This window comes from Micromonospora sp. LA-10 (assembly GCF_051853095.1).
Taxonomy (GTDB): Bacteria; Actinomycetota; Actinomycetes; order Mycobacteriales; family Micromonosporaceae; genus Micromonospora; species Micromonospora echinospora_A.
The window spans coordinates 1482651-1497365 of sequence record NZ_CP195710.1 but is presented as its reverse complement, the minus strand read 5'-3'; the positions used below and the strand labels follow the sequence as shown (position 1 = coordinate 1497365).

At 74.1% G+C, this 14715-nt stretch carries 12 protein-coding genes; 7 read left to right on the top strand and 5 right to left on the bottom strand.

What is annotated here, in order from left to right; genetic code table 11:
- Positions 1 to 44: 44 nt before the first annotated feature.
- Together ACSDG8_RS06970 and ACSDG8_RS06965 are read left to right on the top strand one after the other, a co-directional pair.
- The gene (locus tag ACSDG8_RS06970) at positions 45 to 1505 is read left to right on the top strand and encodes a hypothetical protein (RefSeq protein ID WP_210894990.1); all 1461 of its coding nucleotides are present in this window, start codon (positions 45 to 47) and stop codon (positions 1503 to 1505) included.
- Positions 1506 to 1516: 11 nt separating this feature from the next.
- Positions 1517 to 3448 carry a hypothetical protein gene (locus ACSDG8_RS06965; RefSeq protein ID WP_210894989.1) on the top strand — a complete coding sequence of 644 codons (1932 nt, stop codon included), beginning with the start codon at positions 1517 to 1519 and terminating at the stop codon, positions 3446 to 3448.
- A 9-nt stretch (positions 3449 to 3457) separates the two neighbouring features.
- Here ACSDG8_RS06965 and ACSDG8_RS06960 read toward each other — a convergent pair whose 3' ends face one another.
- Complete coding sequence (locus ACSDG8_RS06960; protein WP_247688255.1) at positions 3458 to 4624, bottom strand: hypothetical protein; 1167 nt, start codon at positions 4622 to 4624, stop codon at positions 3458 to 3460.
- A gap of 321 nt (positions 4625 to 4945) precedes the next feature.
- On the opposite strand from ACSDG8_RS06960, the gene ACSDG8_RS06955 reads away from it, so the two are divergent.
- The 3 genes from ACSDG8_RS06955 to ACSDG8_RS06945 all read left to right on the top strand — a co-directional run bounded on the left by ACSDG8_RS06955 (position 4946) and on the right by ACSDG8_RS06945 (position 9729).
- The gene (locus tag ACSDG8_RS06955; protein WP_210894988.1) at positions 4946 to 6505 is read left to right on the top strand and encodes a glycosyltransferase; all 1560 of its coding nucleotides are present in this window, start codon (positions 4946 to 4948) and stop codon (positions 6503 to 6505) included.
- 3 nt (positions 6506 to 6508) lie between these two features.
- Positions 6509 to 7792 carry a nucleotide sugar dehydrogenase gene (locus ACSDG8_RS06950; protein WP_210894987.1) on the top strand — a complete coding sequence of 428 codons (1284 nt, stop codon included), beginning with the start codon at positions 6509 to 6511 and terminating at the stop codon, positions 7790 to 7792.
- A gap of 188 nt (positions 7793 to 7980) precedes the next feature.
- Positions 7981 to 9729 carry a CDP-glycerol glycerophosphotransferase family protein gene (locus ACSDG8_RS06945; protein WP_210894986.1) on the top strand — a complete coding sequence of 583 codons (1749 nt, stop codon included), beginning with the start codon at positions 7981 to 7983 and terminating at the stop codon, positions 9727 to 9729.
- Positions 9730 to 9785: 56 nt separating this feature from the next.
- On the opposite strand, the gene ACSDG8_RS06940 is transcribed toward ACSDG8_RS06945, so the two are convergent.
- Positions 9786 to 10328 carry an acyltransferase gene (locus ACSDG8_RS06940; RefSeq protein WP_116509583.1) on the bottom strand — a complete coding sequence of 181 codons (543 nt, stop codon included), beginning with the start codon at positions 10326 to 10328 and terminating at the stop codon, positions 9786 to 9788.
- 65 nt (positions 10329 to 10393) lie between these two features.
- Positions 10394 to 10732 carry a DUF952 domain-containing protein gene (locus tag ACSDG8_RS06935; protein WP_073827482.1) on the bottom strand — a complete coding sequence of 113 codons (339 nt, stop codon included), beginning with the start codon at positions 10730 to 10732 and terminating at the stop codon, positions 10394 to 10396.
- Between the two features lie 83 nt (positions 10733 to 10815).
- Between ACSDG8_RS06935 and ACSDG8_RS06930 the strand changes: the two genes are divergently transcribed.
- Both ACSDG8_RS06930 and ACSDG8_RS06925 read left to right on the top strand, forming a co-directional pair.
- On the top strand, positions 10816 to 11472 hold the full coding sequence (locus ACSDG8_RS06930) for a response regulator transcription factor (RefSeq protein ID WP_210894985.1): 657 nt from the start codon (positions 10816 to 10818) through the stop codon (positions 11470 to 11472).
- 10 nt (positions 11473 to 11482) lie between these two features.
- Positions 11483 to 12940 carry a sensor histidine kinase gene (locus ACSDG8_RS06925; RefSeq protein ID WP_307856206.1) on the top strand — a complete coding sequence of 486 codons (1458 nt, stop codon included), beginning with the start codon at positions 11483 to 11485 and terminating at the stop codon, positions 12938 to 12940.
- Positions 12941 to 12988: 48 nt separating this feature from the next.
- On the opposite strand, the gene ACSDG8_RS06920 is transcribed toward ACSDG8_RS06925, so the two are convergent.
- Together ACSDG8_RS06920 and ACSDG8_RS06915 are read right to left on the bottom strand one after the other, a co-directional pair.
- Positions 12989 to 13930, bottom strand: a complete 942-nt coding sequence (locus ACSDG8_RS06920; protein ID WP_210894984.1) for a TAXI family TRAP transporter solute-binding subunit — start codon at positions 13928 to 13930, stop codon at positions 12989 to 12991.
- Positions 13931 to 13977: 47 nt separating this feature from the next.
- Positions 13978 to 14631: a hypothetical protein gene (locus ACSDG8_RS06915; RefSeq protein ID WP_210894983.1), complete on the bottom strand. Its 654-nt coding sequence runs from the start codon at positions 14629 to 14631 to the stop codon at positions 13978 to 13980.
- Positions 14632 to 14715: the final 84 nt, after the last annotated feature.

The following is a 14715-nucleotide window of genomic DNA, read 5'->3' as shown; positions in this document are numbered from 1 at the left end:
TCTGGACGCCGACAAGGCCGGCACGAGCGCGAGGAAATCCCGTCATGGTCGAGTCGTCGGTCGTTCAAGAGCGCCCGCAGGAGCCGGCTGAGCCGCCCGCCTCCCGGCGGCCGCGGTCCCGCCCGCGCCCCGCGCAGCTCGTGCTCGCGGGCCTGGTCGTCGCGTTCGTCGCCGCGCGGCTGAGCATCGCCGCGCGGGCCGAGGCGTTCCGCACCTTCGACACCCGGTCGTACGCCGGGCTGCTCGACGGGCCGAACCCGACGGCGACGCTCTCCTTCACCGGGCACGCGCCGCGCCTGTGGGGCACCCCGCTGCTCTACACGCTCGCCGGCAGCGATCCCGCCCGCGCGTGGGCGCAGGCCCTGATCAGCACCGCGGCGTGGGTGGTGCTCGTGCTCGCGCTCTGGACGATGCTGCGCAGCACGACCGCCCGGGTCTGCGCCGGGGTCGCGCTGTTCACGCTGGCGCTGACCCGGGCGGTCTACGTGTGGGACCACACGCTGACCGCCGAGTCGCTGTCCATCAGCCTCGGCCTGCTCGCGTTCGGCCTGCTGGTGCTCTGGGTGCGCCGGCGGTCGTGGCCGCTGCTCGCCGCGACGGTCGTGGTCACCGTGTGGTGGATGTTCGTCCGGCAGGACATGCTGCTGTTCATCGCGCTGGTGCCGGCGGTGCTGGCGGTGCTGGCGTGGCGCAGGCGCCCGCATCGCTGGGCGGCGGTGGTGGCGCTGGTCGCGATCTGCGCCGGGCTGGGCTGGAACGCGGCGCTGCTCGGTCCCACCGACGAGACGTTCGCCAAGTGGAGCGCGTCGGGCCGCTCGCAGACCGACGAGACGTTCCTCTACCGGCTGATGGTCGAGGTGCAGCGCGACCCGGAGATGCGGCAGGTCTACCACCGCGAGCTCGGCATGCCGCGGTGCGTGGCGATCGAGGACCCGAGCCTGGTCCGGCGGTGGAACGTCCGCAAGTTCTCCGAGGCGTACGCGAACTGCCCCGAACTGCAGCGGTGGGCCGATGAGCACGAGATGGCCATCGGCTTCCGGTACGCGGTGGCCGAGCCGGATCACTACCGCGAGATCATGGTCGGTCGGATCCTGCCGATGGCGCTGGGCAGCACCGAGTTGCACACGTACGGCCGGCCGGTGTCGATGCTGCCGGAGGCGGTCGAGAAGGTCTGGTACCCGCGGCGCGGCCTGGTGCTGCCGCTGCTCGCCGGTGCCGTCGTGGCGACAGTGCTGGCGTGCGTGCTCACCGGCGCGGTCCGCCGGCGGCGGTGGCTCGTCCTGGCCGGCGTGCTCGGCGTGGTGGTGAGCCTGGCCAGCGTGCTCGCCAGTCTCATGCTGTCCGCCGGCGAGTACAGCCGGTTCGGCATCCAGGAGGCCATCTACCTGCGGATCAGCCTGGCGGTGCTGGCGGTGGCGGCGCTCGACGCGGCGCTGACCAGGCCGTGGAGACGCGCCGGGCGGGCGGCCCGGGGGGTACCGGGCGGCGACGCCGCGCAGCCGTAAACTCCTGCCTCATGACCGTTCCGGACACCCGTCCCACCGACCCCGCTGCGGCCACTCCCGGCGACAGTTCGCCCGGCGACACGGCGGTGAGCCGGGCGCCGGAGCCGGCGGAGACCGCGACGATCGACGACGGCGCGACCGGGACCGACGGCGCGACCGGGACCGACGGCGCGACCGGGACCGACGGCGCGACCGGGACCGGCGACGGGACCGGCGAGCGGCCGGCCCGGCGGTGGAGCCGGTGGGACGCCGTGGTCGCGGCGGTCTACCTGGCCTGGGCGCTGCTGGTGACCGCCCGCGGGTGGCGCAACCCGGACGGGCGCCTGCTCGGCAGCCGCCCGGACGACCAGGGGTTCAACGAGTGGATGCTGGCGTACGCGGCGCACGCGGTCCGGCACCTGGAGAACCCGTTCTTCACCACCGCGCAGAACGCCCCCGACGGCGTGAACCTGATGACGAACGTCGGCATGCAGCTGCCCGGGATCCTGCTGTCGCCGGTGACGCTGCTGTTCGGCGCCCCGACGGCGTACGTGCTGCTGATGACGCTCAACCTGGTCGGCACCGGCTACGCCTGGTATTACGTGCTGTCCCGGCACGTCGTACGGTCCCGCGTCGCCGCGTTCGTCGGCGGCCTGTTCTGCGCGTTCGCGCCGGCGCTGGTGTCGCACAGCAACGGGCACCCGCACATGACCGCGCAGTGGCTGGTGCCGCTCATCGGCTGGCGCGTGCTGGCGCTGGCCCGGGGCGGCCGCCCGGTGCGGGACGGGCTGGTGCTCGGCGCGCTGATCGCGGCACAGTTCTTCATCAGCGTGGAGATCCTCTTCCTGCTCGCGCTCGGCTGCCTGCTCGCCGTCCTGGCACACCTCGCGGTGGCGCCGAGGGTCGCGTTGCGGCGTGCCCCCCGGCTGCTGGGCGGGCTCGGCGTGGCCGGAGCGCTGGTCGCTGTCGTCACCGCGTACCCGTTGTGGATGCAGTTCTTCGGGCCGCAGCACCGGATGGGGCACCCCGGCGGCCCCGACGTCTACGCCCTGAAGCTCGGCTCCTACGTCCGCTACGCGACCGAGTCGATCGCCGGCAGCCCGACCAGCGCCGGCGGGTGGGGCCCGAACACGACCGAGCAGGTCAGCTTCTTCGGCTGGTCGCTGGTGGTGGTGGCGGTCGCCGCCGCGTGGTGGCTGCGCAAGGAGGTCACCGTCCGGGTGCTGACCCTGGTCGCCGTGGTGTGCGCGCTGCTGTCGATGGGCACCACCTGGACCTGGGGCACCGAGCGGACCACGATCCCGGCGCCGTTCGCGCTGCTGCAGCACCTGCCGGTCTTCGACGCCGTGGTGGTGGCGCGCTTCGGGTTCATCACCACCATGGCCGTGGGTGTCCTGCTGGCGCTGGCCCTGGACCGGGCGGCGCGGCACTCGCGTGCCGGGGACCGGCTGCCGGCCCGGATCGCTGTGGTCGCGGTGGCTGCCGCGCTGGTGCCGATCCTGCCCACCCCGCTGCCGGCCCAGGGCCGCCCCGCGGTGCCGGACTTCGTCACCGCCGGCACCTGGCGTGACCACGTGGCCCCCGGCCGCACCCTGGTGCCGGTGCCGGTGGCGAACATGACCTCGGTCTACTGGGGTTCGGCGGCGCTGGCCGAGTTCGCGGTCCCGCAGGGCTACTTCCTCGCCCCCACGTCGAAGGACGACCCGACCGGGCGGTGGGGCGTCGAGCCGCAGCCGACGGCGAAGCTGCTCACGCTGGTCGCCGAGGGCAAGCGCGGCACCGCGGTGACCCCGGCCGAGGTCGACCAGGCCCGCGCCGACGCCCGTTACTGGCGGGCGGACGCGGTGGCGCTGCCGAAGCACCGCCGGCAGGCCGACCTGCGCGCGGTGCTCGACGCCCTGTACGGGCCGGGCCGCCAGGTCGACGACGTGTGGCTCTGGGACGTGCGGCCGTTCAGCAGCTGACCGGGCGCCTCACGGCGACCGGTTCCAGATGATCAGGACGTAGCCGCCGAAGTAGGCGGAGACGATCAGCAGCGGGGTCAGCACGGTGACGGCCCGGGCCCAGCCGGCCCGGGCCAGCGCGACGGCGACTGGGAGCAGGAGCGGGAACGCGGGCAGCAGGAAGCGCGCCTTCGCGTGGTAGTAGCCGGCCGCGCCGAGCGTGGTGAGCAGGATGAGGCCGCTGTAGAGCAGGAGCTGCCAGGGCTGCTTGTCGAGGGCGCTGAGCACGAACAGCGCCAGCGCGATCAGCACCACGAGCGTCACCACGTACATGGTCAGCGCCGTGGGCTGCGCCAGCACGCGCTGCGCCACCCGGACCGTGTCGGCGCCGAAGTCGAAGGTGGTGCCCCAGCCGGCGTCCTGGATGTGGAACCAGCCGTCCGGCCGCCCGGTCTGCCGGCCGACCCAGGCCAGGTATCCGACCCAGCCGGCCGGGGCGATCACCAGCGCGGCCCACGGGCGCCAGCCGTCGCGGCGGCGCAGCGCCGCGATCAGCGCCGCGAGACAGACCACGGCGAGCAGCGCGGAACCGGTCGGCCGGGTCAGCCCGGCGCACAGGCTGAGCACGGCGGCGGTGAGCCACGAGCGCCGCAGCAGCGCGTACAGGGACCAGGCGGCGAACGCGGTGAAGATCCCCTCGCTGTAGCTCATGTTCTGCACGATGCTGTGCGGCAGCACGCCCCACAGCACGGCGAGCAGGATGCCGACGCGCCGGTCGTACAGCCGCTCGCCGACGGCGAACAGGCCCCACGCGGCGGCGAGCGCGGCCAACGCGGCGACCGCAAGCGCGGTGGCGCGCGCGCCGAGCGGGGTCAACGGCTCCAGCGCCCCGACCAGCCGTGGGTAGAGCGGGAAGAAGGCCATGTCGCTCTGGACCCGGGCGTAGCCGTCGTAGCCGTCGCGCGCGATCCGCAGGTACCACACGCCGTCGGACCCGGTGAGCAGCGCGGCCGGACGGTCCCCGGTGGCGCGGGCCCAGAGCCAGAGCGTGACCAGCCCGACCGTACGGACGGCGGCGTAGCCGACGAGCGCGGGCAGGGCGTTGCGGAAGGCGGTCGCCAGCCGGTGCCCGAAGGAGGCCCGGTGCTGGGAAACCGTCTCCGCGGGCGGCTGTTTGCCGCGCGTCGGTGCGGTCATGCGTGGTCCTGTCCGAGTGATCTTCGCCCCCGGCGTCGGCGTTCCGGGGCGTCGGCGACCGGCTCCGGAACCGGCGGGAGCGCCCGCCCGGAGCCGGGTGCAGGGTAGCAACGGCGACACCGGTTCCCGGCGCGGCCGGGCATCGACCTCCCGCGCAGCGCTTGTCGTACACTCGCTCGGGTCGCACGTGCGACGCTGGTTGACACGGAGACGGACGGGCATGGGTTCTGACGGGGCGATCTCTGCGGCAGACCTGAGGGCGGCAGCCGCGGCAGGGGGCGCCGTCACGATCGACAACTCGGCCCGGACGGCGGCCGGGCGGTGAGCCGACCGGACGTCACGGTCGTCGTCGCGGTGTACAACACCATGCCGGACCTCACCACCTGCCTCGAATCGCTGATCAACCAGACGATCGGGCACGACCGGCTGCAGATCGTCGCGGTCGACGACGGCTCCACCGACGGCAGCGGCGCGGAGCTGGACCGGTTCGCGGCGGCGTACCCCTCGGTGCTCACCGTGGTGCACCAGCCCAACTCCGGCGGCCCGGCCGCGCCCAGCAACCGGGCGCTCGACCTGGCCACCGGCCGGTACGTGTTCTTCATCGGGGCGGACGACCACCTGGGCCGCGAGGCGCTGGAGCGGCTGGTGACGGCGGCCGACCGCTGGGAATCGGACGTGGTGCTCGGCCGCATGGTCGGCGTGAACAAGCGATACGTGCACCAGGAGATCTACGACCGCACCCGCTCCGACATCGACCTGTTCGACTCGCCGCTGCCGTTCTCGCTGTCGAACACGAAGCTGTTCCGGCGGGACCTGATCGAGCGTCACCACCTGCGCTTCCCGGAGGACATGGCGGTCGGCAGCGACCAGCCGTTCACGTTGGAGGCGTGCCTGCGGGCCGCCCGCATCTCCGTGCTCGCCGACTACGACTACTACTTCGCGGTCAAGCGGCTCAACTCCACGAACATCACCTACCGCAGCGACCACCTCGCCCGGCTGGAGTGCGTGGAGCGCATCGTCCGGTTCGTGGCCGACATGGTGGAGCCGGGCCAGCGGCGCGACGCGGTGCTGCGGCGCCACTTCGCCTGGGAGATCGCGAAGCTGTTCCGCCCCGACTACCTCACGCTCGACGCCGAGACCCGGGAGCAGGTCCGGGCGCGGGTCGGCAAGCTGGTCCGGGAGTACCTCACCGACGGCGTCCGCGCCCGGCTCGACGCGGCCACCCGGGTGCTCGTCGGCACTGCGGCGTACGGCCGGCCGGAGGACCTGCTGGCGATCATCCGGCTGACCGCGACCGACGGCCTGCCCTCGACAGTGGTCCGCGACCAGCGCTGGTTCGCCGCGTTCCCGGGCTTCGGCGAGGCGGGTGGCCTGAGTGACGAATGGTACGAGTTGGAGCCGGCCGCGAGCCGTTGGCTCGCCGCCCTGACCGCCGTTTCGGTACGCTCGGTGACCGGGCCCGACGGCGACCGGCGGGTGCAGATCTTCGCCCGCAGTCCCCGGCCGGATCTCGCGGACCTGGTCGGCGGGGACATGTCGGTGCGGGTGGGTGAGGCGGACGCCGCGGTGCGGCTGCTGCCCGCCGACCCGATGGGCACGACAGTGGAGGCCACGTTCCGGCTCCAGGATCTGGCGGCCGACCTCGGCCCGGCGGGAACGACCCGGGCGGTCCGGGTCCGGGTGGCCGACAGCGCCGCCGTCCCGGTGCGGGGGTTCCGGCCGCCGCTGATCCACCGGGTGGTGTACCGCGACGGCACCCGACTGCATCTGGTCACGATCAACAACAACCACAAAGGTCACTTGGCGTTCACCGTCTGGCCGGTGACGCTTCGCCGGGTCGCGGCCCGTCTTCGGCGCCGGCTCCCCCGAGGAGGAAAGTAGTTCATGAACATCTGCGTCGTCGCGCTCGGCAAGATCGGTCTGCCGCTGGCCGTGCAGTTCGCGTCGAAGGGGCACCGGGTGATCGGCGCCGACGTCTCCGAGCGGGTCGTCCAGCTGGTGAACGACGGCGCGGTGCCCTTCCCGGGCGAGGCCGACCTGGACGTCAAGCTGAAGGAGACGGTCGCCGCCGGCCTGCTGTCGGCCACCACCGACACCGCCGCCGCGGTCGCCGAGTCGGAGGCGGTCGTCGTGGTCGTGCCCCTGTTCGTGGACGCCGACGGCGTGCCGGACTTCGGCTGGATGGACGACGCCACCCGGGCCATCGCCCGTGGGCTGAAGCCGGGCACGCTGGTCAGCTACGAGACCACGCTGCCGGTCGGCACCACCCGCGACCGCTGGGCGCCGATGCTCGCCGAGGGTTCCGGCCTCACCGCCGGCACCGACTTCCACCTGGTGTTCAGCCCCGAGCGGGTGCTCACCGGCCGGGTCTTCGCCGACCTGCGCCGCTACCCGAAGCTGGTCGGCGGCATCGACGAGACGTCGGCCGCGCACGGCGTCCGGTTCTACGAGGCGGTGCTCGACTTCGACGAGCGGCCCGACCTGGACCGCCCCAACGGCGTGTGGGACCTCGGCTCGGCCGAGGCGTCCGAGCTGGCCAAGCTCGCCGAGACGACCTACCGGGACGTGAACATCGGCCTGGCGAACCAGTTCGCCCGCTTCGCCGACACCGTCGGCGTGGACGTCACCAAGGTCATCGAGGCGTGCAACACGCAGCCGTACAGCCACATCCACTCGCCGGGCATCGCGGTCGGCGGCCACTGCATCCCGATCTACCCGCGGATGTACCTGTGGAACGACCCGGCCGCCACTGTGGTGCGTTCGGCCCGCGAGGCCAACGCGGCCATGCCGGAGTACGCGGTCGACCTGCTCGCCGCCGCGTACGGCGACCTGACCGGGGTCGGCGTGCTGGTGCTCGGCGCCGCCTACCGCGGTGGCGTCAAGGAGACCGCCTTCTCCGGCGTCTTCCCGACCGTCGACGCGCTGCGCCGCCGGGGCGCGGTGCCGTACGTCTCGGACCCGATGTACAGCAACGAGGAGCTGGCCGCGCACGGCCTGCCCGGCTACGACGGCGAGGCGCTCGGCGCCGCGGTGATCCAGGCCGACCACGCGGAGTACCGCACGCTGTCCCCGGCCGACCTGCCCGGCGTGAGGGTGCTCGTCGACGGCCGGCGGGTCACCGACCCGGCGCGCTGGACCGGCGTGCGCCGGGTGGTCATCGGAGGCTGACCGCACACGCGCGTACCGGGCCCCGGCCGTGATCACGGCCGGGGCCCGTCGCGTGTCGCCACCAGCGGATCGGCGTCCGCCGTTCACCTGCCGGACACCCCGGCAATACTTGTGTCATGTGACCCGTTTAGGGTCGCAGCGGTCCGAATCGAACCTGGCCGACGTCGGGGCAGACAGGGAGCGTGTCGTTGTTGAGCAGAATTCGCAGCCAGCAGGGTCTCGCCGCGGTGGGCGCGACGCTCCTCGGCTACGCGGTCATGGTCCTCTCCGGAGTACTCGGCCTGGTGGTGCCGTTCGCGGTGGCCGCCGTGGTCGCCATCGCCGGTGAGCTGGCCCTGGCCGGGCGGCACACTCCGACCGCCGAACTGCTCGACAAGGCCGGTCTCGGCGAGACCTTCCGGCGGCTGGTGCGGGACCTGTCGGTGGTCCTGCTGGTGGTCGTCTCGGCCCGTCCCGGCGTAGCCGGCACGATCGCGGTGCTGCTGCTGCCCGCCGCGCTCTGGACCGTGGCGGTCGCCACGAACGCGGTCACCAAGGTGATCGACGGGCGGGTGGACCCCCCGGCGTACACCCGCAACATCGACCTCGGCGCGCTGCGCCGCGTCCCGGTGCCACCGGGCTGGGCGCGGCGGCTGGCCGGGCTGAACATGCCGCTGCTCAACGTGCTGCTGGTGCCCGCGGCGGTGGTCGCCGCCGCGCTCGACCAGGTCACCCCGGTGGTCGTCACCGGGATGGTGACGCTCGCTGTCGGCCTGCTCACCGCCGTGGTGCTGGCGCTGACCGCGCTGCGCGGCCGGGGCAGCCAGCCGGGCGTGCTGCCGGCCGTGCACGACTGGCTCGCCCGGGAACAGCCCGAGGTCGCGCTCTACTTCGCCGGCCCGGCCAAGGACGTCTACCAGGCCAACATGTGGCTCGCGCCGGTCGAGGCGACCGGCCGCCGCGCAGTGGTGCTGCTGCGCGCCGCGGACGCGTTCGAGCAGCTCGCCGACACCCGGCTGCCGGTGGTCTGCGTACCGGCCGGCGTCGACTTCATGAACCTCGACCTCAGCTCGCTACGCGTGGCCCTGTACGCCGCGAACGTCGGCGCCAACATCCACCTGCTGCGCGAGCCGGGCGTCAAGCACGTCTTCGTCGGTCACGGCGACAGCGACAAGCAGGCGAGCGTGAACCCGTACAGCAAGGTGTACGACGAGGTGTGGGTGGCCGGGCCGGCCGGGCGGGAGCGGTACGCGCGCGCCGACGTCGGCGTGCTGGACCGCGACATCGTGGAGGTCGGCCGGCCGCAGCTCGCCGGGGTGCACACGTTCGGCTCCGGCGCCGCCGACCACCGTTTCACCGCGCTCTACGCGCCCACCTGGGAGGGCTGGCTCGACGACGACCCGTACCACACCTCGCTGGTGCTGATGGGGGAGCGGATCGTCTCCGGCCTGCTCGCCGCCGGGGACGTACGGGTGATCTACAAGCCGCACCCGCTGACCGGCAGCCGGTCGGCGAAGGCACGGGCCGTGCACGAGCGGATCGTGGGCCGGATCAAGGCGGCCGGTGGCGACACCGACCCGTCCTCGCTGGACGGGACCGCGCACCTGGTGGTCACCGGCCGCACCCCGGCCCTGTTCGACTGCTTCAACGTCACCGACCTGCTGGTCAGCGACGTGTCCAGCGTGGTCTCCGACTTCGTGCAGAGTGAGCGGCCGTACGTGGTGGCGAACCCGGCCGGCCTGCCCGAGGACGAGTTCCGCCGGCAGTTCCCGACCGCGCGGGCGGCGTACCTGCTCTCCGCGGACTGCGGCGAGCTGGCGAAGATCCTCGACGTGACCCGGGCCGGCGACGACCCGTTGACCGGGGCGCGACGGGAGCTGAAGGAGTACCTGCTCGGCCCCGCCGGGTCGAACCCGATGGACCGCTTCCGGGACGAGATCGGCCGGCTCTGCGGCTGAGACGTACCCACGACGAGGGGCGACGACCGGCGTGGTCGTCGCCCCTCGTCGTCTGTTCAGCCCTGGTGCGGCGGGTTGTCGACGTCGCGGGAGACGACCTCGCCCTTGGCGTCGACCCAGCCCTTCGGCCGGGCCGGGTTGCCGGCCACCAGCTGGTACGGCTTGACGTCGCGGGTCACCACCGAACCGGCCGCGATCATCGCGTACTCGCCCACCTCGATGCCGCAGACGAGCGTGGCGTTCGCGCCGATCGACGCGCCGCGGCGGACCAGCGTCGGGGTGATCGTCCAGTCCGGATTCTGGGCGCGCGGGCGGAAGTCGTTCGTGAACACCGCGCAGGGGCCCACGAACACCTCGTCCTCGAGGGTCACGCCCTGGTAGACCGAGACGTTGTTCTGGATCTTCACGAGGTCGCCCACCGTGACGCCCGCGTCGACGTAGACGTTGCGGCCGATCACGCAGCCGGCGCCGACCTGTGCGCTCGACCGGATGTGCGCCAGGTGCCAGACCTTGGTGCCGTCGCCGACCTTGGCGCCGTCCTCCACGTCGGCCGTCGGGTGGACGAAGACGGAGGCGGACCGGTCGTTGCTGTCAGTCATCTCAACTCGCATCGTGGCAGGGCGCGTCGCGCCGTCGGGCGGGCTCGACGCAGCATAACGAGCGCTCACCCGAGCAGTTCGGCCACCGCGTCGGCGGCGGGCCGGTCGGCCGGCAGCGGATGCGCGGCGACCACCGCGTCCACCGGCAGCGCGGCGTACAGGTGCGGGAACAGCGCGCCGCCGCGGGACACCTCCCAGCGCAGCGCGTCGCCGAGCCGCGCCTCGTCCACCGCGAGCAGGGTAAGGCCGGTGACCCCGGCGAAGACCCGGCGGGCCGTCTCCACCACCTGGTCGGCGGCGGAGAGGTGGACGTAGCCGTCCTGCCGGTCCATCGCGGTGCCGGTGAACCGCCCGGCGGCCCGTGCCCCCGCCCACTCGTCGTCGGAGAGAATCTTGTAGATCACGGCAGCAGCCTAGAGCGCGCTCGCGTCCCGGCGGCGCGTCTGCCACCATTCGCAGGGCACATGTCGAGCGGAGGGAGGAACGGGTGCGGATCCTCCTGGTCGAGGACGACCGTCGGGTCGCCGCCGCGCTGTCATCAGCGCTGACCCGGCGCGGCTACCAGGTGGAACACGCCGCCACAGTCGCCGCGGCGCTCTCCGCCGCCCCCTGCGACCTGGTGCTGCTCGACCTGACGCTGCCCGACGGCGACGGCACCGACGTGTGCCGCGAGCTGCGCCGGCGCAGCAGCCAGCTCGGCATCATCGCGGTGACCGCGCGCGGCGAGGAACGCGACCGGGTGCTGGGCCTGCGGCTGGGCGCCGACGACTACGTGGTCAAGCCGTTCTCGATGGTGGAGTTGCAGGCGCGTATCGAGGCGGTGCTGCGCCGCGCCGCGCACACCGTCCCGGAGCGTCACCTCATCGAGGCCGGGCCGGTGCGCATCGACGTCGGCGGCCGGACGGTCAGCGTGGCCGGCCGGGACGTGGCGCTGACCCGCAAGGAGTTCGACATCCTGCTCTCGCTGGCCCGCCAGCCTGGGGTGGCGGTGCCGCGCGAGCGGATCCTGCTCGACGTGTGGGGCACCACCTGGGCCGACCGGCACACAGTGGAGGTGCACGTCGGGTCGCTGCGCGGCAAGCTCGGCGACGCGACGCTCGTGGAGACCGTACGCGGGGTCGGTTACCGGCTCCGCGGCGCGTGAGGAGGAGCCCGTGCGCCGCCGGCTGGTGATCAGCTACCTGCTGCTGATGGTGCTCGTCCTGATCGCGCTGGAGACGCCGCTGGCGTTCACGCTGGCGTCCCGGGAGACCGACCGGGTACGCGCCGACCGCCTCGCCGACGCGACCCGCTTCGCCTCGCTCGCCGGCCCGGCGCTGCGCGGCGGCAGCCCCGGCCCGCTCGACGGGGAACTGGCCGCCTACGACGCCCTCTACGGCATCGGCGCGGCGGTGGTGGACCGGGAGCGCCGTACCGTGGCCGCCTCGTCGGCCTGGGAGCCGGGCGCGGCCACCGGCCCGGCCCTCGACACCGCGCTGTCCGGGCAGCAGTTCAGCGGCCCGGAGTCGGTCTGGCCGTGGGACGGCGGGCCGGTGGTGACGGCCGTGCCGATCAACGACGGCGGCGAGGTGCTCGGCGCCGTGGTGACCACCAGCCCGGCGGACGGGGTGCGCCGTACCGTCAGCGCGTGGTGGCTGCTGCTGGCCGGCATCGGCCTGCTCGCGGTGCTGGCCTGCGTCTCCACCGCGTTCGGGCTGGCCGGCTGGGTGCTGCGCCCGGTCACCGAGCTGGACGCGGTGACCCACGAGATCGCCGAGGGCCGCCGGACCGCACGGGTGCGCGCCCGGCTCGGACCACCCGAGCTGCGCCGGCTCGCGACGAGCTTCAACGACATGGCCGACGCGGTCTCCGACGTGATGGACCGGCAGCGCGCCTTCGTCGCGCACGCCAGCCACCAGCTCCGCAACCCGCTGACCGCGCTGCGGCTGCGGGTGGAGGAACTGGGGCCCAGCCTCAGCGACGCGGACGGGCGGGCCGAGCACCGGCTGGCGCTGGAGGAGACCGACCGGCTGGCCACCGTGCTCGACGCGCTGCTCACACTGGCCCGCGCCGAGCGGGAGGAGAACCAGCGGGTCACCGTGGACGCCGCCGCCGCGGCCGCCTCCCGGGTGGCGGCCTGGCTGCCGCTGGCCCGGCACCGCGAGGTCGTGCTGCGTCTCGACGCGGACGGCGAGCCGGTGTACGCCCGCACCGTGCCCACCGCCATCGACCAGGCGCTGGACGCCCTGATCGACAACGCGGTGAAGTTCAGCGGGGTCGGGGGAGAGGTGACGGTGACCGTCCGGGCCGCCGAGGGCGGTACGGCGCTCACCGTCCGGGACACCGGCCCGGGCATGACGGCCAGCCAGCTCGACCAGGCCACCGAGCGGTTCTGGCGGGCGCCGGACGTGCAGAACGTGGACGGCGCGGGGCTCGGGCTGACCATCGCCGCGGTGCTCGTGGACGCCTCGGACGGCCGGCTCACCATGCGCCAGGGCGAGCCCCGGGGACTGGTCGCCGAGTTGTGGTTCCCGGCGCCGGCCGAGGCCGGCGACAAGGCCGCGGCGGACTGCCCGGCCGAGGCCGGCGGCACGGTGGGCACGCAGCGCGACGGCGAACCGGTCATCCGCTGACCGCGCCCGGGCCGCCGACCGCAGCCGGGCCGCTGACCGCGCCCGGGCTCAGGGTTTGGCGGCGCGGTACCACTGCGCCGCGCCCGGGTGCAGCGGCAGCGGGGTGGTGACGATCGCCGACCGAGGGCTCATCCGGCCCGCCGCCGGGTGGGCGGCGGCCAGCTCCGCCCGGCGCTCCATCAGCAGCCGGGTCACGTCGCGCACCAGCGCGGCGGGCAGATCGGCGCGCACGATCAGATAGTTCGGGTTCGCCACGGTGCTGACCGGTTCCGCCTGGTACATGGAGCGGGGGATGTCCCGGGTCACGTAGACCTGCCCGTAGCCGCGGCGCAGCGCCTCGGTCCACTCGCCCAGGTCCACGATGCGCAGCGAGGTCCGCTCGGCCAGGTCGGCGACGCCGCGTACGGGCAGTCCGCCGGAGAAGAAGAACGCGTCGATCCGGCCCTCCCGCAGCGCGGTCATCGAGTCGTCCAGCCCGAGGTGCTCCTGGCGGATCCGGTCGCCGTCGAGCTGGGCCACCTCCAGCAGGCGGGTGGCGGTGATCTCGGTGCCGGACCCGTCGGCGCCCACCGAGACCCGGTGGCCGCGCAGGTCGGCGAGCGTGCGGATCGGCCCGCCGGCGCGGGTGACCAGGTGCAGCAGGTCGTCGTAGACGCGGGCCACGGCGAGCACGGACGGGTGCTCGGGTTCCCGCGGCGGGAGCACGTCGGCCTGGGTGAAGCCCAGTTCCGCCGCGCCGGAGCCGACCAGCCGGACGTTCTGCGCCGAGGCGGCGGTGACCACCACCTCGGCCCGTACCCCGGGCAGCTCCCGGTTGAGCACGGCGGCGAGCGACTGGCCGAACGCGTGGTAGACGGCGGTCGGGCTGCCGGTGGCGATGCGGATGCGGGTCGGCTCGGCCGGCTCGTCCCGGCATCCGGCCAGGCCGGAGACGAGCAGCAGCGCCAGCACGAGCGGGGCGGCGGCGCGCACAGGCCAGTGTCGGCTCACGGGCTGCACTCTGCGCCGTGCACCCGCCGCCGCGCAAGCCCAGCCGGTCAGCCGGCGGCGGCCAGCTCCGCGCTCTCGGTGATCCTGGTCCGGTACTCCCCGTTGGGCACGATCACCAGGAAGCAGCCCGCACCCGGGCGCAGCGCCGCCGGCACCTCCAGCAGCGCCGCGCTGCGGACCAGCACCGCCGCCAGGTCGCGGTCGGCCAGCCGGATGCCGAGGCAGTGCCGGCGTACGTGCCGGCCACCGGCGAGCAGCGCCGCCCGCCAGGCCGCCGCCGCCAGCCGGGGCCGCCAGAGCCGCCGTGCCGCCGAGGCGCCCGGGAACGGCCCGCCGAGCAGCTCCCGGCGGCCCTGCCGCCAGCCGGTGGTGAGCAGATTCGCGTACGCCGCCCGGTGCTGCGGCGGCACCGCCAGCCGGTGCAGCTCGTACCGGCGGCGCAGGCCACCTGTGGTCAGTTCGTGCTGCACCGGCACGTCGAGCCGCCCCAGCAGCTGCCGCATCCGGTGCGCCGCGTCCGCGCGGTTGAACTCGGCGATCCCGCCCCGGTGCGGTCCGGGGTCCAGGCGGCCTGCTCCGGCGGCCGGCGGCGGCGTGCAGCGCACCATGCAGGCGATCTCGAAGGCGTCGGTCAGGGTCAGCCAGTCCAGCGGCGGGGACGGGCGGGGGCGGTCGAGCAGCGAGGTGGGCTCGGCGAGCATCGGCTCAGCTCCTCGGGTCAGAGTCGGGGTACCTCTACCGTCGTCGCCAACCGCCGGGCCGGGAACCGATGCGGCCGAGCCTTG